This window comes from Streptomyces capoamus (genome assembly GCF_014654935.1).
GTDB lineage: Bacteria > Actinomycetota > Actinomycetes > Streptomycetales > Streptomycetaceae > Streptomyces > Streptomyces capoamus.
This window is the reverse complement of record NZ_BNBF01000014.1, coordinates 89,303-108,592: the sequence shown is the minus strand read 5'-3', so window position 1 is coordinate 108,592 and position 19,290 is coordinate 89,303. Positions and strand designations below refer to the sequence as shown.

20 protein-coding genes are annotated in these 19,290 nt (G+C 74.6%); 5 read left to right on the top strand and 15 right to left on the bottom strand.

Annotation, left to right across the window (positions count from 1 at the left end):
• Positions 1-377: DUF4349 domain-containing protein (locus IE312_RS41270; RefSeq protein ID WP_229900278.1), on the bottom strand; the 377-nt coding region annotated here is incomplete at its 3' end.
• 160 nt (positions 378-537) lie between these two features.
• On the opposite strand from IE312_RS41270, the gene hemG reads away from it, so the two are divergent.
• Both hemG and hemQ read left to right on the top strand, forming a co-directional pair.
• Complete coding sequence (gene hemG / locus IE312_RS22175; protein ID WP_189984102.1) at positions 538-1,992, top strand: protoporphyrinogen oxidase; 1,455 nt, start codon at positions 538-540, stop codon at positions 1,990-1,992.
• Positions 1,993-1,997: 5 nt separating this feature from the next.
• On the top strand, positions 1,998-2,729 hold the full coding sequence (gene hemQ, locus IE312_RS22170) for a hydrogen peroxide-dependent heme synthase (protein WP_189984101.1): 732 nt from the start codon (positions 1,998-2,000) through the stop codon (positions 2,727-2,729).
• A 25-nt stretch (positions 2,730-2,754) separates the two neighbouring features.
• On the opposite strand, the gene IE312_RS22165 is transcribed toward hemQ, so the two are convergent.
• From IE312_RS22165 to IE312_RS22145, 5 genes are all read right to left on the bottom strand, one after another.
• Entirely contained in the window at positions 2,755-4,410 is a 1,656-nt protein-coding gene (locus IE312_RS22165) for an alpha/beta hydrolase (protein WP_189984100.1), read from the bottom strand.
• A 147-nt stretch (positions 4,411-4,557) separates the two neighbouring features.
• Positions 4,558-5,331, bottom strand: coding sequence for a TIGR04222 domain-containing membrane protein (locus tag IE312_RS22160; protein WP_189984099.1), 774 nt, complete (start codon positions 5,329-5,331; stop codon positions 4,558-4,560).
• 139 nt (positions 5,332-5,470) lie between these two features.
• Positions 5,471-6,241, bottom strand: a complete 771-nt coding sequence (locus IE312_RS22155) for a DUF4142 domain-containing protein (protein ID WP_189984098.1) — start codon at positions 6,239-6,241, stop codon at positions 5,471-5,473.
• A gap of 56 nt (positions 6,242-6,297) precedes the next feature.
• On the bottom strand, positions 6,298-7,671 hold the full coding sequence (locus tag IE312_RS22150) for an MbnB/TglH/ChrH family RiPP precursor modification enzyme (RefSeq protein ID WP_189984097.1): 1,374 nt from the start codon (positions 7,669-7,671) through the stop codon (positions 6,298-6,300).
• Between the two features lie 119 nt (positions 7,672-7,790).
• The gene (locus IE312_RS22145) at positions 7,791-8,510 is read right to left on the bottom strand and encodes an aminoacyl-tRNA hydrolase (RefSeq protein WP_189984096.1); all 720 of its coding nucleotides are present in this window, start codon (positions 8,508-8,510) and stop codon (positions 7,791-7,793) included.
• 135 nt (positions 8,511-8,645) lie between these two features.
• Here IE312_RS22145 and IE312_RS22140 point away from each other — a divergent pair, with 135 nt between their 5' ends.
• Positions 8,646-9,086, top strand: a complete 441-nt coding sequence (locus IE312_RS22140) for a DUF6086 family protein (protein WP_189984095.1) — start codon at positions 8,646-8,648, stop codon at positions 9,084-9,086.
• Between the two features lie 28 nt (positions 9,087-9,114).
• Here IE312_RS22140 and IE312_RS22135 read toward each other — a convergent pair whose 3' ends face one another.
• The 9 genes from IE312_RS22135 to zapE all read right to left on the bottom strand — a co-directional run bounded on the left by IE312_RS22135 (position 9,115) and on the right by zapE (position 17,568).
• A complete protein-coding gene (locus IE312_RS22135; RefSeq protein WP_189984094.1) occupies positions 9,115-9,297 on the bottom strand; it encodes a hypothetical protein in 183 nt (60 codons plus the stop codon).
• A 17-nt stretch (positions 9,298-9,314) separates the two neighbouring features.
• A complete protein-coding gene (locus IE312_RS22130) occupies positions 9,315-10,160 on the bottom strand; it encodes a polysaccharide deacetylase family protein (protein WP_189984093.1) in 846 nt (281 codons plus the stop codon).
• Between the two features lie 92 nt (positions 10,161-10,252).
• Positions 10,253-11,776 carry an FAD-dependent oxidoreductase gene (locus IE312_RS22125; RefSeq protein WP_189984092.1) on the bottom strand — a complete coding sequence of 508 codons (1,524 nt, stop codon included), beginning with the start codon at positions 11,774-11,776 and terminating at the stop codon, positions 10,253-10,255.
• A gap of 28 nt (positions 11,777-11,804) precedes the next feature.
• Positions 11,805-12,674 carry a PPK2 family polyphosphate kinase gene (locus tag IE312_RS22120; protein ID WP_189984091.1) on the bottom strand — a complete coding sequence of 290 codons (870 nt, stop codon included), beginning with the start codon at positions 12,672-12,674 and terminating at the stop codon, positions 11,805-11,807.
• 42 nt (positions 12,675-12,716) lie between these two features.
• Positions 12,717-13,553 carry a slipin family protein gene (locus tag IE312_RS22115; protein WP_189984090.1) on the bottom strand — a complete coding sequence of 279 codons (837 nt, stop codon included), beginning with the start codon at positions 13,551-13,553 and terminating at the stop codon, positions 12,717-12,719.
• Positions 13,554-13,703: 150 nt separating this feature from the next.
• A complete protein-coding gene (locus IE312_RS22110) occupies positions 13,704-15,182 on the bottom strand; it encodes a SulP family inorganic anion transporter (RefSeq protein ID WP_189984089.1) in 1,479 nt (492 codons plus the stop codon).
• Between the two features lie 8 nt (positions 15,183-15,190).
• Positions 15,191-15,769 (bottom strand): carbonic anhydrase, encoded by a 579-nt coding sequence (locus tag IE312_RS22105; RefSeq protein WP_189984088.1) that lies wholly within the window; start codon positions 15,767-15,769, stop codon positions 15,191-15,193.
• Between the two features lie 82 nt (positions 15,770-15,851).
• Positions 15,852-16,247: a hypothetical protein gene (locus IE312_RS22100; protein ID WP_189984087.1), complete on the bottom strand. Its 396-nt coding sequence runs from the start codon at positions 16,245-16,247 to the stop codon at positions 15,852-15,854.
• Between the two features lie 217 nt (positions 16,248-16,464).
• Complete coding sequence (gene zapE / locus IE312_RS22095) at positions 16,465-17,568, bottom strand: cell division protein ZapE (RefSeq protein WP_189984086.1); 1,104 nt, start codon at positions 17,566-17,568, stop codon at positions 16,465-16,467.
• A 37-nt stretch (positions 17,569-17,605) separates the two neighbouring features.
• Here zapE and IE312_RS22090 point away from each other — a divergent pair, with 37 nt between their 5' ends.
• On the top strand, positions 17,606-18,451 hold the full coding sequence (locus IE312_RS22090; protein ID WP_189984085.1) for a pyrimidine reductase family protein: 846 nt from the start codon (positions 17,606-17,608) through the stop codon (positions 18,449-18,451).
• A gap of 195 nt (positions 18,452-18,646) precedes the next feature.
• Positions 18,647-19,120 carry an indole-3-glycerol phosphate synthase gene (locus tag IE312_RS22085; RefSeq protein ID WP_189984084.1) on the top strand — a complete coding sequence of 158 codons (474 nt, stop codon included), beginning with the start codon at positions 18,647-18,649 and terminating at the stop codon, positions 19,118-19,120.
• Positions 19,121-19,290 lie beyond the last annotated feature (170 nt).

Here is a 19,290-nt window from a genome sequence, read left to right as displayed (position 1 = left end):
CGCTCGTGGCCGCCGGCGTCCCGGTTCGTCGTCTCGTCTCCGACGAAGCCGCCCGCCTCCTCGGCGGTCCTGCGGGCGGCCGCCAGCGCCTTGGCCACGTCCCGGACCTCCAGCGTCAGGGACGCGGTGCGGATCACCGAGCCCGGCGCCAGCACGGGCGTGGCGCGCGGAGTCCTGCCGTTGCCGTGGCCGGCCGTGCCGCCGGGAGTGCCGAGGGCGCCGGCCTGTTCGGGCCTGCCGCCGGAGGCGGCCTTGGCGGAGCCGCCGCCCGCGTCGTCCGCGCCGTCCGCGCCGCCGCACCCGGCGAGCGCGAGTGAGGCGGCGAGCAGGACCCCGGCCAGGGTCCGAAGGCGAGGTGCGGTGTGTGGTGTGCGCATGGGCGGTACCCCCGAGGGCCGTGGTCTGTGACGGTCCTTCGACGCCGGGACGGCCCGGAACGTTCGACGGCGCCGGCTGCCCCGCCGCGGTCACGGTCCGCACGCGTGCCGCACGCCGGGGCCCGGCGGCGCGGCCGGCGAGGTCTGAGAGAGTGAGGGCATGAGCGCAACGGACAGGGGCTTGGGACACGTCGTCGTCATCGGGGCCGGTATCGCCGGGCTGGCCGCCGCGCACCGGCTGCTGGGGCGCGGCGCGCGCGTCACCGTGCTGGAGGCCGGCGACCGGGTCGGCGGCAAGCTGCTGCCCGGCGAGATCGCCGGCGTGCGGGTCGACCTGGGCGCCGAGTCCATGCTCGCCCGCCGCCCCGAGGCGGTGGCGCTCGCGCGCGAGGCGGGACTGGGCGAGGCGCTGCAGCCGCCGGCCACCGCGACCGCCGCGATCTGGACCCGGGGCGCCCTGCGGCCCATGCCCAAGGGCCATGTGATGGGCGTGCCCGGCACCGCCGCCGCGCTCTCCGGCGTCCTGTCCGACGAGGGCCTGGCCCGCATCGAGCGCGACGCCGACCTGCCCCGCACCGAGCTGGGCGACGACGTGGCCGTGGGGGAGTACGTGGCGGCCCGGCTCGGCCGCGAGGTCGTCGACCGGCTGGTGGAACCCCTGCTCGGCGGGGTGTACGCGGGCGACGCCTACCGCATCTCGATGCGTTCGGCCGTCCCGCAGCTCTTCCGGGCCGCGCGCGCCCACACCTCCCTCACCGAGGGCGTCCGGGAGATCCAGGCCGAGGCCGCCGCGCAGCAGCGGACGGGGCCCGTCTTCATGGGCATCGCCGGCGGCGTCGGCCGGCTGCCGCTCGCGGTCGCCGAGTCGGTGCGCGCGCGCGGCGGCGAGATCCTGACCCGGACACCCGCGCGGGAACTGCGCCGGGAGGCGGCCGGCGGCTGGCGGATCACCGCCGGGGAACGCGTGCTGCACGCCGACGCCGTGATCGTCGCCGTCCCCGCCCCGGCCGCCGCCGCGCTGCTGCGCGCCGAGTCCCCGGGGGCCGCGGCGGAGCTGGCCGCCGTCGAGTACGCCTCGATGGCCCTGGTCACCCTCGCCTACCGGCGCGCCGACGCCCGCCTGCCCGAGGGCAGCGGCTTCCTCGTGCCGCCCGTCGACGGCCGCACCATCAAGGCCTCCACCTTCGCCTCCCGCAAGTGGGGCTGGATCGCCGAGGAGGACCCGGACGTGGTGGTGCTGCGCACGTCCCTGGGCCGCCACGGCGAGACCGAGATCCTCGGCCGGGACGACGCCGGTCTGGTGGAGGTCTCCCGGCACGACCTGCGGGAAGCCACCGGCCTGGCCGCCGAGCCCCTGGAGACCCGGGTCACCCGCTGGACCGACGGCCTGCCCCAGTACCCCGTCGGGCACCACGCGCGCGTGGCCCGCATCCGCGAGCAGGTGGCCAAGCTCCCGGGCCTCGCGGTCTGCGGCGCGCAGTACGACGGCGTCGGCATCCCCGCCTGCGTCGCGAGCGCCCACGCCGCGGTGGACCAGCTGGCCGGCGACCCGGCCGGGGTGGCGCAGCTGACGGCGAACCCGGTGCAGAGCCTGCACGGCGGAGCGGGAGAATAGGGGGCATGAGTGACGACGCCCCCACCACCGAGTCCGGCAGGATCCCGAACAAGGGCAAGCTGGCCAAGGACCTCAACGAGGTCATCCGCTACACGCTCTGGTCGGTCTTCAGGCTGAAGGACGTGCTGCCGGAGGACCGCGCGGGATACGCCGACGAGGTCCAGGAGCTGTTCGACCAGCTCGCCGCGAAGGACGTGACGGTCCGCGGGACCTACGACGTCTCGGGCCTGCGCGCCGACGCCGACCTGATGATCTGGTGGCACGCCGAGACCAGCGACCAGCTCCAGGAGGCCTACAACCTCTTCCGCCGCACGCGGCTCGGCCGCGCGCTGGAGCCGGTCTGGTCGAACATGGCCCTGCACCGCCCGGCGGAGTTCAACCGCTCGCACATCCCGGCGTTCCTCGCCGACGAGACGCCCCGGAACTACGTGAGCGTCTACCCGTTCGTGCGCTCCTACGACTGGTACCTGCTGCCCGACGAGGACCGCCGCCGCATGCTCGCCGACCACGGCAAGATGGCCCGCGGCTACCCCGACGTGCGCGCCAACACGGTCGCCTCGTTCTCCCTCGGCGACTACGAGTGGATCCTCGCCTTCGAGGCCGACGAGCTGTACCGCATCGTCGACCTCATGCGCCACCTGCGCGCCTCCGAGGCGCGGATGCACGTCCGCGAGGAGGTCCCGTTCTACACGGGCCGCCGCAAGGACATCGGGGAACTCGTGGCGGGCCTGGCCTGACGGCCGCTCCACCGGGCGAAGGAGCCTAGCGGCGGTCGCCTTCTCTCCGGAGGGCGTCCCGCCGGGTTCCCTTGCCGGCCGGACCGCCGGAGGCGACCGCGACCGGTTCGGGGCGCGGCGCGCACGACGCGTGCCGCGCCGGGACGCGGCCCTCCAGCAGGTAGGCCTCCCAGTACCCGTTGACGCAATGGTTGGGGCCGCCCGCGACGCCGTGCGTGCCCGCGTCCCGCTCGGTGACCAGCACCGAGCCGGCCAGCCGCCGGCTCATCTCCAGCGCCCCCTGGTAGGGCGCGGCGGCGTCCCGCTCGGCCGCCAGGATCAGCACCGGTGCGAGTTCACCGGGTCCGGTCCGCACGTCCAGCGGCTGCTGCCGGGACACCGGCCAGTAGGCGCACGGCAGGTTCATCCACGCGTTGTCCCAGGTCTCGAAGGGCGCCACCCGGGCGAGCCGGGTGTTGTCGCGGTCCCACACCGCGAAGTCCTCCGGCCAGGGGGCGTCGTTGCACTCCACGGCCGTGTACACCGCGCTGCCGTTCTCCGCCTCGGCGGCCGTCTCCTGGCTCGGCGCGGCCAGCCGGACCAGCGGCCCGGGGTCGCCGTGCAGGTACGCCGACAGGGCCTGGGCCCGGCTCGGCCAGTAGTCGTCGTAGTACCCGGCCGTCAGGAACGTGTTCTGCAGCTGGCCGGGGCCGACCCTGCCGCCCGCCGCCTTCCCGGCCAGCCGTTCGCGTGCGGTGTCGTAGCTGCGCTGCACGGCCGCGGAGGTGGCACCGAGCCGGTACACGTCGTCGTGCCGGGCGATCCAGTCCCGGAAGTCCGCCCAGCGCTCCTCGAACGCCGCCGACTGGTCCAGGTTGCTGCGGTACCAGATCCGCTCCGGGTCGGGGTTCACCGCCGAGTCCAGCACCATGCGCCGCACGTGGGAGGGGAACATCGCCGCGTACAGCGCGCCGAAGTAGGTGCCGTACGACGCTCCCATGAAGGTCAGCCGGGACTCGCCCAGCGCGGCCCGCAGCACGTCCAGGTCCCGGGCGTTGTTGAGCGAGTTGTAGAACCGGATCGCGGTACCGGAGCGCTGGACGCAGCCGCGCGCGTACGCCTTCGCCCGGGTGATCCGCTCCCGCTTGTACGCCTGGGAGGGATGCACCGGGGACGCGGTGGGCGCCGTCACGAAGTGCTCGGGGTCCGCGCAGGACAGCGGCGCCGAACGGCCCACCCCGCGCGGGGCGTAGCCGATCAGGTCGTACGCGGCGGCGATCCGCCTCCACTGCGGGAGTGCTCCGATCAGCGGGAAGTACATGCCGGATGCGCCGGGTCCGCCCGGGTTGTAGACGAGGGCGCCCTGCCGGGGCACCTTCCGCTTGCTGTTGCGCGGGTCCTTCTGGGTGGCGGGGGCCCGGCTGACGGTCAGCCGGATCCGCGGGCCGTCCGGGCGGGCGTAGTCCAGCGGGACCGTCACCGTGCCGCACCGCACACCGGCCGGCGGATCCGGCAGGTCGGCCGCGGCGCACGGTCCGAAGTCGATGCCGGCCGCCCGGGCGCGGGCCACGGCCACCGCGGTGCCGCGCAGCTCGGCCGTGCCGGGGGTGCCCGGGCTGCCGGGAGTGCCGGGCGCCGGGGCCGCGGCCACGGTGGTCAGGAGCAGGGCACCGGCGGCCGAGCAGAGGACGGCAGCTTTCATCGCGTATCCCTTCGGTGCGGCGGCGATGGCACGGCTGCCACGGCCCGGCGACCACACCAGGGATCTTTCGTCCGGCCGTGGGGCAAGGCAAGCACCACCCGGCCGGTGTCGGCGCCAATGCCCCCCGCGCGCCCCCCGAAGCCGCCCTCACTCCCGCCAGGGCTGGTCGCGGTGGGTGAAGGCCGCGCGCAGCTCCGGCTCGCCGATCGCGCGGATGCCGCGTACGGCGACGGTGGTGAGGAACGACCGCTCGTCACCGGCCGGCCGGCCGGCCAGCGCGCCCAGCAGCCGCTGCCCGGCCGGGGACGCCCAGCGCGAGTACGGGTGCACCTCGAAGCGGGCGATGGCCAGGCAGCTGAGCGTCAGCGTAAGGGGCAGCGCGAACCACGCGGCCACCAGCAGGCGCGGGGTACCGGTCTCGATCGGCAGCAGTAGCGCGGTCACGGCCAGGACGGCCACCGCCAGGGCTGCGGCCCGCACCCGGCGGACGGCGGCCCCCACGGTCGTGCCCGCGCCCTCGGGCACCGCGAGACCGGCGCGCACCAGTGACTCCGCCAGCCGCCCGACCGCCTCCGCGCCGGCCGCCCGCGCCCGGACCGGCGCGATCCGCGACTGCCCCTCGGGTCCGATGGCCCCTATGACGGACCGCTCGATCTCGTCGTGGCCCCGCGGGTCCACGACCGTGGCCCAGCCGGTGTGCGCGAGCAGCAGCCGGCGCTGGCGGGCCATGGAGACCAGGGTCACATCGGCCACCCGGGCCGGGCCGCCGGAGAGGAAGGCCGCCTCGTACAGCGTGAGATCACGCTCCGCCGGCGCGCCACGCCCGTCCGCGGCTGCCGCGCGGACGGCCGTGAGGCACAGCCGGATGCAGGCGGACCCGGCGGAAGCCCAGGCCAGGAGCAGGAGAAGGACCCAGAACATGACGTGTTTGTATGCCAGGGGACCGGGCGGACGCCACGCCCTTTCACCATCCGGACGGACTGTTGCCGGTATGTGACGTTCCGTTTCCCGGCCTGGTCAGTGGCCGCCCGCGGTGATCAGGGCCGCTCGTGGCCGGCGGTCAGGGACTGCTCGTCGCCGGCGGCGGGCTCGCCGCGGCGGGCGGCAGCGCGGGCGTCCCGCCCGGCGACGGGGCGACGGGTACGGCGGCACCGGGGTCGACCTCCGAGGGGGTCGGCACCGGGGTGGCGGGGACCGCCAGGTCCTCGGCCAGCTGCGCGAAGTCGACGTACCCCGTCGCCTCCAGGACCTTGATGTGGTCCAGGACCGTCGCGTTGGCGTCGTCGGCGAGGTCGCGGACCAGGGAGTTCTGGGTGCCCGCCCGGACCTCGGCGACCAGCGAGAACACCCGGCCGTGCGCGAGCCGGAGCAGGCCGGCGAACGCGCGGTCGAAGTCCTGGCCCTTGGCCGTGCGCAGGGTGGCCAGCCACTCCCGCTGCTGCGCGTTCGGCTCGTTGGGCAGGGCCAGGCCGAGCTGGGTGGCGACCGTGCGGACGTGCGCGTCCAGGGAGGTGTGCCCGTCGACCAGGTGCTGCCCGGCCGCGCGGACGGCCGGTGTCGTGCCCTTGCGCTGCGCCAGCTCCCCGGCGGGCAGCTCCCACAGTCCGGCCAGCCGGACCTTGGTCACGAAGTCCCGGTCGCGCGCCGACAGCGGGCCGTACGGCGTCGCCACCGTCCGCGCACTCAGGACGTTCGCGCCCGCCGGGCCCTGCCCGCCGGCGTACGACCAGAGCGGGACCAGCAGCGCGACGACCGTGGCGGCCAGGGCGGTGATGACGAGACCGGTGCCGCTGAACAAGCCTCGGCCGGTGATCGGGGAACGCGGTCGCATGGTGCCTCCTGCACCGCACGCCGGGATGTGCTGGGGACGGGTGCGGGGTTGGCATCTTACTGGGGGGCGGGTTCCGGTTCCCCCGGCAGCCCGCGGGTGCCCCCGCGCACCCGGCGCCGCAGCACCCGCTCGACGAGCCCCCGCTCGCGGGGCGCCGGGCCCGACCGGTCCAGCCACCACTCGCGCAGCTCCCGGAGCGCCCTCGCGTCCCCCGCCCGCCCCAGCTTCAGCAGGTGCCCGGCGAAGTCCAGCGCATCCTGCCGGTACCCCCCGCGCATCGGCCGCTGCCGCGCGTACCCCAGGAACGCCTCCCGGTAGCCCGCCCCGAGGATCACCGGCAGCTCGGGCGCCACCTTCGCCACCACCCCCGCCCGCTTGGCCGCGAGCGCCCGCGACTGCACCCCCATCCGCACCCGGTCGAACCCCTCCGGCACCGGCGTCCCCGCCACCAGGCAGGACAGTACGGCGGTCTGGGCCACCGCGACCCGCTCACGCGCCCCGGCCACCGGCCGCGCCAGCACCCCGACACCGCCGGCCCCGGCGCCCACGGCCCCGGCACCGCCGGCCCCCGGCACCGCCGAGGCCGTACCGTCCGCCGCGCGCCCGCGCCCGGCCGCCACCGCCTCCCGGACGGCGTCCAGCTCCCGCTCCAGCTCGCCCGGTCCGGGGAAGTTCTCGTCCCGCTCCAGCAGCACCCCCGGCGGCGCGACCCGGGCGGCCAGACCGGTCAGGATGTCCAGCACCGGGCCCGGCACGGGGTGCGCGTGGCTGTCGTGCCAGACGCCGTCGCGCTCGAAGCCGCCCGCGACATGCACGTAGGCGATCGCCTCCAGGGGCAGCTCGGCCAGCGCCCGGGCCGGGTCCTCACCCCGGTTGACGTGGTTGGTGTGCAGGTTGGCCACGTCGATCAGCAGCCGTACGCCGGTCCGCTCGACCAGCTCGGACAGGAACTGCCCCTCGGTCAGCTCCTCGTCCGGCCACGCGAACAGCGCGGCGATGTTCTCCAGGGCCAGCGGCACGGGCAGCGCGGCCTGGGCGGTACGGACGTTCTCGCACAGCACGTCCAGCGCGTCCCGGGTACGCGGCACCGGCAGCAGGTGGCCGGCCTCCAGACGCGGGGAGGCGGTGAGGGGCCCGCCCGCCCGGACGAAGGCGATATGCTCGGTGACCAGCGGTGAGCCGAGGGCCTGCGCCCGCTCGGCGAGCGCCGCCAGCCGCTGCTCGTCGGGGCGGTCGGCACCGCCGAGGCCGAGCGAGACCCCGTGCGGGACCACCGTCACCCCGCGTTCGCGCAGCCGCAGCAGCGACTCGGGGAGGTGGCCGGGGCAGACGTTCTCCGCCACGACCTCCACCCAGTCGATGCCGGGCATCCCCTCCACGGCGCCCGCGATCTCCGGCCGCCACCCGATCCCGGTCCCCAGTCGTCGCATGCCGTCTCCCCCCTCCTGCCCCCGCGCTGCTCGCCGGGTGACGGAGGTATGGCCCCGCCGGCCGCCCGCGAACCCCGTCCCCGACGCGTTCAGAGCAACATTTGAGGTTGCGGCCGGCCCTAGCGCAGCGCCGGGTGCTCGGCGACGACGGTGCAGGAGCCCGGGGCGATCTCCGTGAAGCCGGCGTCGCGGACCACGGGCAGCCCGCCGGAGGTCAGGCGGGGCCAGTCGGCCGGCGCGGCCGTGCGGACGGAGAGGGGGAAGCCGGCGTCCCGCCAGGCGGTACGGGCGGTGTCCGACAGGGCCCACCAGGCCAGCTGGGCGCCGTGGCCGGTCTGGGCCATCGCCTTGCCGGCCGACATCTCCAGGTCCGGGTTGAGCCAGAGCACCGGCCCGGCCGCCGGATCGGCGGACAGCGGCGGTTCGGGGTCGTCCAGGTCGGTGCCCGACACCTGGAGCTTCGCCAGGTCCTTGGGCCAGCCGTCCAGCGGGACCGGCGGGAACACCCGGACCTCCGCGGCGGCGCCGGTCACCGTGATCCCGGGCAGCGCACCGGCGCGCCGCCACTCGGCGCCCCGGGCCCGCCGGACCACCTTGCGGATCCGGGCGTCCTCCCAGTCGCGCACCGCCCCGGCCCACTCGCCGTCGCCGTGCGCCCGCTCGTCGCCGAGCAGGGTCAGGACGGCCCGGGCGGCGGTCTCCAGCGCGTCGGTACGGGCCGGCGGGGCACCGCGCTCGATGCGGACGACGAGCGGCAGCACGAACTGGGGTGCCTCGTCGCGCGGGCTGTGCGCGGACCGGAAGGGGCTGTCGGCGGCGGGGGCGGGAACGTGGCTCACGGGAGCCCAGCCTACGGAGCGGCGGCCGGGCCGATCAACGCGCGGGTCCCGTCCGGCGAATTCCGGCGGCACCGGTGAACCGACCGGCCGCGCTCACCCCTCTTGACCGGTGAAAGCGACTGGAGGGGAAGCACCGTGAGCCAGTACTTCGACCTCGGCGGCGAGACGCTGTGGAATCCGTCCAACGGGGCCGCCCGGCTCTTCCTGCGGCAGGTGGAGGTGTTCGAGGCCGAGCTGGGGCTGCCGTCCGGCATCGGTCCGATGCGCAACGACGAGTCCGACATCGATCCGGACGCCTTCGCGGTCTTCGTGCACGCCCTGCTCGCCCGGCACCGGCGGACCGGCCACCCCGTCGTCCTGGCCCTCTCGGAAGGGTTCGTCGGCACCGTCGTCGCCCTCGCCCGGCGCGCCGGGACCGCCATCGACTGGGAGCGGCTCGAAACCTTCCCGGACGGCCCGCCGTCCGACGTGCAGGTCACCGCCACCGGGCTGTCCGCCCCGCCGCGGGACGGAGGCCCCTGGGCCACGGCGGTACGGGCCAGGGCGGCGGAACTCGACCGGGGGATGGCCCGTTGAGCGGCGCCCGGGAGGCGTCCGGCGCCGCTCATCCCGAGCAGGCGGTGCGTTGGGCCTCCTGCCACTCGCAGACCGGGCACAGCGTGATCCCCTTGTACGACTCCGGGTACTCCGTCGGCTCCCGGCACAGTACGCACTCGGCGTAGGGCGGACCGTCGGCCTTCGCCGGCTTTGCCGTCCCGGTGATCGTGCAGTGGTCCTCGTCGCTCATGCCTTCAGCGTAGGACGTCAGCGGTTCCCGGCCGTCTGGCCGATGAGTTCGGAGACCTTGACGAACCGGTAGCCGCGGCCGCGCAGTTGCGGTACGACCGTGCGTACGACCCGCTCGGTGGTCGGGGCGGCGCTTCGGGTGCAGTGCAGGACGACCACCGACCCGGGCTTCACCCCGTCGAGCACCTGCTTGACCACCGCGTCGGCGTCCGTGGCGAACGCGTCCCCGCTGACGACGTCCCACTGCACGGCGGTCACCCCGAGCCCGCTCAGCGCGCGCAGCGCCTGCCGGTCGTAGCAGCCGCCGGGGAAGCGGAAGTACGGCATCGCCTTCGGCACGCCCGCCTTGCGCAGGGAGGCGTACGCCCGCTGGACCTCCGCCCGCATCGCGTCGGCCCCGGAGTCGACGGTCGGCAGGCCGTAGCAGTCGGCGGTGAAGGCGTAGTGGCTCCAGGAGTGGTTGGCCACCTCGAACCGCGGGTCCCGGCCCAGGTCGCGGGCCTCGGCCGGGTACTGCTCGGCCCACCGGCCGGTCATGAACACGGTGGCCGGCACCTTCAGCTCGCGCAGGGCGCCGATCAGTCCGGGGTTGTCGAAGTGCTCGCCGGAGGCCGCGCGGGGGCCCTGGTCGGCGGTCATGTCGGCGTCGAAGGTGAGGGCGACCGTCTTGCCCCGGGTGCGCGGTCCGTGTTCGAAGACCGGGGTGAGCCCGCCGGGACCCGGTGCGAGCACGGGCGGTCCGGCGGCGGAGGGGGAGGCGGAGGAGGCGGCCGGGGCCGGGCGCCCGCCGCCCGCGGTTCCGCAGGCGGTGAGCGCCGCGCCCAGGGCGCAGAGGGCGGCGATACGGCGTACGCGTGGGATCACCGTACCAACGTAGGACTGAATGTCTGTTTATGTGTTGATATGAGGCGTGGCGCGGCGCTGGGGTCACCCGCGCGGCGGCGACCCCGTCGCCCTCACTCCAGGTCGTGCCGCTCCAGGGGCTTGACGGCCGGGCCCTGGAGCACCGTGCCGTCGACGGCGAAGCGCGAGCCGTGGCAGGGACACTCCCAGGCACGCTCGGCGCGGTTGAAGGAGACCAGGCAGCCGAGGTGGGTGCAGCGGGCCGACACGGCGTGCAGGGTGCCCTCCTCGTCACGGTGGACGGCGAGCCGCCCGGAGCCGGAGCGGACCACCGCGCCGTCGCCCGGTGCCAGGTCGTCCACCGAGGCCGGCGGCTTCAGCCGGTCGCCCACGAAGTGCCGGGCCACCTCGGCCTGCGTCTTCAGCAGCGACGGCGCCTCGCGCACCACCGACTTCAGCCCGCGCGGGTCGTACAGTTCCCGCCACGGGCGATCCTCGCCGGTGATCAGCGCGGTCAGCAGCAGCCCGCCCATGATCCCGCCGCTCAGGCCCCAGCCGCCGAAGCCCGTGACGACGTACGCGTGCCGGGCGCCCGGGTGCAGGGGACCGACCAGCGGGACGGTGTCGGTGGACTCGTTGTCCTGGGTGGCCCAGGCGTGGTCCAGGGTCACCCCGGGGAAGTGCGCCTGCGCCCAGTCGGCGAGCCGGTCGAAGCCCGCCTGCGGATCGCCGGTGCCCGGCGTGAAGTGCTCGCCGGTCACCACGAGCAGCCGCTGCCCGTCGGGGCCGTAGGGCGCCGTACGCACCGAGCGGGTGTTCTCGTCCGGCGTGATGTACATGCCCCCGGGATCCGGTCCGTCGCCCAGCGGTCCGGCGACCACCAGTTCCCGGCGCGGGGAGAGCCGGGTGAACAGCAGGGCCCGGTCGAACACCGGGTAGTGGGTGGCGACCACGACGTCCCGGGCGGTCACCGTGGCGCCCGCCCCGGTCGTCAGCCGGCACGGCTCGCCCTCCTCCAGACCGGTGACCCGGGTGTGCTCGAACACCTGGCCGCCGTGCGCGAGCAGGTCGGCGGTGAGCGCCCGCAGGTACTTGACCGGGTGGAACTGCGCCTGCCCGGTCACCCGGACCGCGCCCGCCACCGGGAACGGCAGCCCGGTCTCCGTGGTGAACGAGGCCGGCAGCCCCGCCTCCCGGGCGGCGTCCGCCTCCGCGCGCACCTCGTCCACCCGCGACCGGTCCCGGACATAGGTGTAGGCGTCCCTGGTCTCCCACTCGCAGTCGACACCCAGCTCGTCCACCAGCGCCGCCGCGTGCTCGATCGCCTCGGTCTGCGAACGCGCGTACAGCCGCGCCCCCTCCGTCCCGCGGGTGCGCCGGAGCCGGTCGTAGACCAGGGTGTGCTGGGCGGTCAGCTTCGCGGTGGTGTAGCCGGTGACGCCGCCCGCGGCCCGCCCGGCCTCCAGTACCGCCACCCGCCGCCCGGCCCGGGCCAGCTCGTGCGCGGCGCTCAGCCCGGCGATCCCCGCGCCGATCACGGCCACGTCCACGTCGAGATCCCCGTCCAGGGTCGGATGGGACGGCCCCGGGGCGGTCCGCAGCCAGTACGAATCGGTGAGCTTCCGCTGTTCGCGCATGCCCGCCGGGTACCCCGGCCGGCCCGGCTCACGTCTGCTCCAGCAGCCTCTCCCGGCACTCCGCCACGTCGAAGTCCGCCTCCGGGTACCGCGGGTCCAGCTCCCGCAGCTCCTCCAACAGCAGCCTGCCGACCGCCCAGTTGCGGTACCACTTGCGGTCCGCCGGGACCAGGTACCAGGGCGCGTGCGGCGCCGCGCAGCGCTCCAGGGCCAGCTCGTACGCCTCCTGGTAGGCGGGCCACAGGGCGCGTTCGCCGATGTCCGCGGGGTCGAACTTCCAGTGCTTGTCGGGGCGGTCCAGGCGGCGCAGCAGCCGGCGCCGCTGCTCGTCGTAGGAGAGGTGCAGGAAGCACTTCACGACGGTGACGCCCTCCTCGGCGAGGGTGCGCTCGAAGTCGTTGATCAGGCCGTAGCGGCTGCCGATCTCGGCGGGCCGGGCCAGATGCCGGACCCGGGCGATGAGCACGTCCTCGTAGTGCGAGCGGTCGAAGATGCCGATCTGGCCGGGCCCGGGCAGCGCCTGTCGCACCCGCCACAGGAAGTCGTGCCCCCGCTCCTCCTCGGTGGGCGCCTTGAACGCCCTGATCCGGCAGCCGGACGGATCGAGCCGGCCGATCACGTGCTTGACCGTGCCGCCCTTGCCGCTGGTGTCCATGCCCTGCAGCACCAGCAGCACCCGGCGGTGGTCGCCCGCGGTGCCCGCCGCCCAGAGCCGCTCCTGCAGTCCGGCCAGGTGCTTGCCCGTGCGCGCGGTGTCGGCCAGCGCGGCCCGCTTGCAGTCCGGGGCGCCGGGGGTGGCCCGGGCGTCATACCTGGACAGCTCGATCCGCTCGCCCGGCGGGAGGCGCAGCAGGTCGCGGAGTGTCTCCTCGCGCTTCCTGGCCGGCTTCTTCGGCACGGGCGCTCCTTCCCTCCGGACCGGGGCGGCCCCCGGTGTCCGTCAGCCGGGGTGGGGTCCGCCGTCGGTGTGCGCGGCGGGCTCCCGCCCCGGGTCCGGCAGCTGGTCCGGCGGCTGTTGCTGCCCGCCGCGCTCAAGGAAGTGCAGCAGCTCCACCGGGATGGGCAGCACCAGGGTGGAGTTCTTCTCGGCCGACACCGCCATCACCGTCTGCAGCAGCCGCAGCTGGAGCGCGGCCGGTGTGCCGGCCATCTGCTGGGCGGCCTCGGCGAGCTTCCTGGAGGCCTGGAGTTCGGCGTCCGCGTTGATGATCCGGGCCCGCCGTTCGCGGTCCGCCTCGGCCTGGCGGGCCATCGACCGCTTCATGGTGTCCGGCAGCGACACGTCCTTGATCTCGACCCGGTCGACCTGGATGCCCCAGCCCACCGCCGGACTGTCGATCATCAGTTCCAGGCCCTGGTTGAGCTTCTCCCGGTTGGACAGCAGGTCGTCGAGGTCGCTCTTGCCGATGATGGACCGCAGCGAGGTCTGCGCCATCTGGGAGACCGCGAACTTGTAGTCCTCGACCTTCACCAGGGCGCTCGTCGCGTCGACCACCCGGAAGTACACCACCGCGTCCACCCGGACGGTGACGTTGTCCCGGGTGATGCCCTCCTGCGCCGGGATCGGGAGGGTCACGATCTGCATGTTGACCTTCTGCAGCCGGTCCACGACGGGGATGATCAGGTTCAGGCCCGGTGGGCGGACCTCCCCGGTGACCCGGCCGAGCCGGAACAGCACACCGCGTTCGTACTGCTTGACCACGCGGGCCGCCGTCGCCAGGTACACGAGCCCGGCGGAGCCCGCCGCCGCAACGGCCACCACAAGGTCCGTGACCATGGTGACCTCCTCACCCAGAGGCCGGTTTGTCTGCTGTTGCCACGATAGGCCCGTGGGGCCGGGATGCCGAAACCTCTCGGCACCCCGACCCCACGGACCGGACCACAGCGGACCTCACCACACCGGACCAGGCCGGGCTCGGCCCGCTCCTCAGGCCGCGGTGACCAGCCGCACCGGTTCCGTGCCGACCGCGCTGTGCCGTGCGGCCCAGTTCTCCAGGGCGGTGCGGCAGGCGTGGTCCAGGTGGTGCAGCCCGGACAGGTCGAGCCGGACCGGACGGTCCTGGGGCAGCGCCTCCAGGCTCTCCAGGATCTTCGGCAGCCGCAGGAAGGTCGCGTTCCCGGACAGGTGGGCCTCCACCGGGCCCGCGCCCTTGTCCACGACCTCCAGCTTGACGTGCGAGGCCTCCCAGGCCGTCTTGACCACCGCCAGCGCGAGACCGATGAGCACGCCCTCGAACATGCTCACCGCCACGATCGAGACGGCCGTCACGGCGAGCACCAGAGCCTCCCCCCGGTGCTCGCGCCACAGCACGGCCAGGGACCGGACCGGCACCAGCTTGGCGCCCGCGTGGATCAGGATGCCCGCGAGGGCCGGGAGCGGGATGTAGGCGAGCACGTCGGGCAGCAGCGCCGCGAACAGCAGCAGCCACACGCCGTGCAGCACCCGGGAGGCCTTCGTCCGGGCGCCCGCCTGGACATTGGCCGCGCTGCGCACGATCACCGCGGTCATCGGCAGCGCACCGAGCACACCGCACACCATGTTGCCGGTGCCCTGGGCGACGAGCTCCCGGTTGTACTGGGTGCGCGGACCGGAGTGCAGCCGGTCCACGGCCGCCGCGCTGAACAGGGACTCGGCGGACGCGATCAGGGTGAAGGCGACGACCGTGCCCAGCAGCCCGAGTCCGGCCAGCTCACCGAAGGCGCTCAGCGGCGGCGGCTGGACCGAACCGAGCAGGCCCCGCACCTCCACCGTGGCCACGGGCAGGTCCAGCGCGAACGCGGCGAGCGTGGCGAGCCCCACCGCGGCGAGCGGCCCGGGCACCGCGCGCACCTTCGCCGGGGTGAGCTTCCACAGCAGCAGCACCGCGACCGTGCCCGCGGCCACCGCGAGGGAGGCCAGGGCACCGGTGTCGCCGAAGGCGTCGAGGAACGCGCCGGGCAGTTGGAAGATCTTGTCCAGGCCGGAGTCGGGCGCCTTCGCCGCCAGCGCCGGGTAGAGCTGCCCGGCGATGATCACCAGACCGATGCCGGCCAGCATGCCCTCGACGACGGAGACGGAGATGGCGCGGAAGTAGCGGCCCAGCCGCAGCAGGCCCATGGCCACTTGAAGTATTCCGGCGACCAGTACGATCACGCCGAGCACGGGCAGGCCGAACTCCTTGACCGCCTCGAAGACGAGCACGGTCATGCCGGCCGCCGGACCGGACACCTGCAGGCTGCTGCCGCGCATCAGCCCGGTGACGATGCCGCCCACGATGCCGGTGACCAGGCCGAGTTCGGCCGGCACCCCGGAGGCGACGGCCACGCCCACGCACAGCGGCAGGGCGACCAGGAAGACCACCAGGGAGGCGGCGAAGTCCTCCTTGAGGTGGGGGAAACGGGATATGAGGGAGCGGTTGTCGGTCATCGGCGCGCTCACAGGGACTCGAAGGTGTCGGTCTGCGGGCGGTGCGTCCGTACGGCACCGGTGTGCACCTCGTAGTACCAGGCGTGCAGGCCCAGTCGGCCCTCCGCCAGCCGCCGCTCCACGCACGGGTAGGAGCGCAGTCGCAGCAGCTGGGTCAGGACGTGGGACTGGACGCCCTCGGCGACCTCCGGGTCCCCGGCCGCGCCGGCCGGTCGCGGGGTGGCCGCGGCGAGCCAGTCGCGCACGGCCGGTACGGCGGTCAGGTCGTCCCCGCGCACCAGCGCGCCGACGGCGCCGCAGTGCGAGTGGCCGCAGACCACGATGTCGCGGACGCCGAGCACTTCCACGGCGTACTCGATGGTGGCCGCCTCGCCGGTGGGGTGCTCGGAGGCGTAGGGCGGGACGATGTTGCCCGCGGTGCGCAGCTCGAACAGCTCGCCGGGGCGGGCGCCCGTGATCAGGGCCGGGACGACCCGGGAGTCGGAGCAGGTGATGAACAGCACCTGCGGGGACTGGCCTTCGGCGAGCTTGGCGAACTCCTCAGGGCGCTGTCCGAAGGTACGGGCGTTGTCGATGAGGGGCTGCATCAGTATGAGTTCCTCCTGGCGCGCCTGCCTGGCGCGTCGGACTTGAACAACGGTTGTGGGGGGGGAGAGAGAGCGGCCGGCCTCAGCAGCGGAAGACCTGGAGCGCTGCCGGGGCGTGGGCTCTGGAGGATCTCGGAGCGGGGCGGTGCGGGGCGCCGGAGGGTGCCGACGGGCCCGCCGCGGCCGCCCGGCCGGATATGAGGCCGCGGGCCTGGCAGCAGCAGGAGGCCGGGCAGCGCTGCCGGTCGCGGACGTGCGCGCTGCCGAGGGGCTCGCCCGGGCAGCCGGGGGCGCGGACCCTGTCCGCCCCCTCGCGTGCGGGGTGTGCGGAGGAAGTGATTCCGGTCTCGGCCTTGGCCAGCGCCTGACCGAAGGTGTGCGCGGGTGCGAAGGTTCCCGTGGGAGTGAAGAGCTGGAACGCCAGTAGTGCGGCACCGAGGAGGGTGAGCAGGCTCCGGACGGTCGTACCTCGGAACATGAGCACCCCCTCCGCCTGTTCACGTTTCTAGTCCAGACCAACAGTTGGTCAATGGATGGTCAAGAAACACGTTAACCCAGCGAGGGCCTTTGCAGTGTTAACTGGAGGTTACGCGCCCAAGAGAGCGTAAAAAGTGCGGGTGTCGTGGCGCGAACCGGCCCTTGACCCGAGATGTTCGACGGACTAACGGACTAACGGACTATCGAAAGGCGTGCGGCTAAGCGCCGAGGAGGCCCTTCGCGTCCCGGGCCAGCGCGGTGAGCCGGGATATCGCGCGGAAGTACTTCTTGCGGTAGCCGCCGTTCAGCATGTCCTCGCTGAACAGCCTGTCGAACGGCAGCCCGGACGCCAGCACCGGGACCTCGCGGTCGTAGAGCCGGTCCGCGAGCACCACCAGCCGCAGCGCCGTCGACTGGTCCGGCACCGGCTGGACACCGGTCAGGCACACCGCCCGCAGGCCGTCGGTCAGCGCGCCGTACCGGCTCGGGTGCACCCTCGCCAGGTGCTCCAGCAGGTGCGGGAAGTCGTCCAGCGAGGCGCCCTCGGTGGCGAAGGCGGTCTTCGTGACCTCCTCGTCGGAGAAGGGCGCCGGGGCCTCGGGCAGGCCGCGGTGGCGGTAGTCCTCGCCGTCGATGCGCAGCGTGCGGAAGTGGGCCGACAGGCCCTGGATCTCGCGCAGGAAGTCGGCCGCCGCGAAGCGGCCCTCGCCCAGCTTGCCGGGCAGCGTGTTGGAGGTGGCCGCGAGCGCCACGCCCGCCTCGACCAGCTTGCCGAGCAGCGTCGACACCAGGACCGTGTCGCCCGGGTCGTCCAGCTCGAACTCGTCGATGCACAGCAGCTCGTGCCCGGACAGCGTCCGTACCGTCTGCTGGAAGCCGAGCGCCCCGACCAGGTTGGTCAGCTCCACGAAGGTGCCGAACGCCTTGCGGGAGGGCTCGGCCGGAGCGGCGTGCCACAGGGAGGCCAGCAGGTGGGTCTTGCCGACGCCGTAGCCGCCGTCCAGGTACACCCCGCGCGGGCCCGCCGGGGCCTTGGGCGCCTTGGCCCGGCCGAAACCGAAGAGGCCGCGCCTGCCGCCGCCGGCGGCCTGCGCCCCGCCGAGCCCGGCCGCGAACCCCTCCAGCACCCGGACGGCCTCGGTCTGGCTCGGCTGGTTCGGGTCCGGGATGTACGTGGCGAAGCGCACCGAGTCGAAGCGCGGCGGCGGCACCATCTCGGCGACCAGCCGGTCCGCGGGGACGTGCGGCTCGCGGGCGCACAGGGACAGGGGGCCGGCGCCCGGCAGCGGGCTGGATCCGGGGGCGGCGGAGGAGGACGACACAGTTGTCCATGGTAAGCGCCGTGTCACACTGCACGGCATGCGACGCCTGTTCCCTGTGACCGAAGAGACAGCACCCCGGGCCGCTGCCGGGGGCCCGGACGAGGAGGAGGCCGGCGGGGCCGCCGCCCAGGCCGGTTCCGCCCGGGGGGAGGGCCGGGAGTGGAGCCTCGCCGAGCTGGCCGCCGCCTACGCCTACCCGGAGGCCGCTCAGGGTGCCCCGCAGCCGTGGCTGCGGGCCAACATGGTCTCCTCGCTCGACGGCGCCGCCCAGCACGAGGGCCGCTCCCAGCCCCTCTCCAGCGCCGCCGACATGCGGATCTTCGGCACCCTGCGGGCGCTCGCGGACGTCGTGCTGGTGGGTGCGGAAACGGTACGGCAGGAGGGGTACCGGCCCGCCCGCGTGCGGACCGAGTTCGCCGCGGCCCGCGCGGCCGCCGGGCAGGATCCGGTCCCGGCCGTCGCGATCGTCAGCGCGAGCCTGGAGCTGGACTTTTCGTTGCCGCTGTTCACCTCGCCGCTGGTACCCACGCTGCTCCTGACCGGGGCCACGGCCGCGCCCGACCGGATCGCCGCCGCCGAGCGGGCCGGTGCGCGGGTGCTGGTCGCCGGCGAGGGCGCGGGGGTGGAGCCGGTGCGCGCGATCCGGGCCCTGGCCGGGCTCGGCCACACCCGGCTGCTCACCGAGGGCGGCCCCCGGCTGCTCGGCCAGCTGATCGCCGCGGACGTGCTGGACGAGCTGTGCCTGACCCTCTCGCCGACGCTCACCGCGGGCGGCGCCCAGCGCATCGCCGGGGGGCCCGCGGTCGCCGTGCCGCACCGGTTCGCCCTCGCGTCCCTGCTGGAGGAGGACGGATTCCTGTTCGGTCGTTACCGTCGGCCTTGAGCTGGAGGCCGAGGGAGGCGGGCTGAGACGGGCTGAGGCAGGCGGAGATGGGCTGAGACGGGCGGAGACGGGTGGAATCTGCCGTTCCGGTTAGTTTCCGGCGGACGGACCCGGTCCGGCAGTACCCGTGCGATCACGGGGAAGGATGGTTTCCGCACGGGCCCTGCCGGGCCCTCCGAGGAGAAGAGGCGCCTGGTGTTCACAAGCGTTCTGATGATCGAGAAGGCCCTGACGTCCGCCGACGTCGAGTTCGTCACCACCTTGCACGGGGACGAGCCCGTCGCCTTCCACGTGCTGCTCCAGCCGCGCGGCGAGCAGGCGGACCGGCTGCTGCGGGCCATCGACGACATCGCGCTCGGCGAACTCGACGAAGCGGTGCGCGAGCGCGAGACGCCGGAGGGACAGGAGGCGCGCAGCGTGGGACAGCAGGCCCTGGACGTGTCCCTCCAGGCGCTGCGCTCCGCGGGGAGCCCGGCGGAGGGGCGGCTGATCGAGGACCACCCGCTGGACGCGCTGAAGTCGCTGGTCGCGGAGGTGGGCGCGGACGAGGTGATCGTGCTCACCGACCCGCACTACGTGGAGGAGTTCTTCCACCGCGACTGGGCCTCGCGGGCCCGGCACAAGGTGGGGGTGCCCGTGCTCAAGCTGTTCTCCCACAGCAAGGCCTAGGGGGTGTCTTGGGGGCCGCCCGGCGAGGCGACGGCGGCGGCCGGGAGTGCGGGTGCGCCGGGCCGCCCGCGCGGTTGCCCCACGCCGGTCCGGTGCGCCCCGTTGCGAGGTGCCCGGTGCCCCAGCGCATAGGCTAGGGCCGCTCTACTACGTACCGTCTCTGGGGAGAA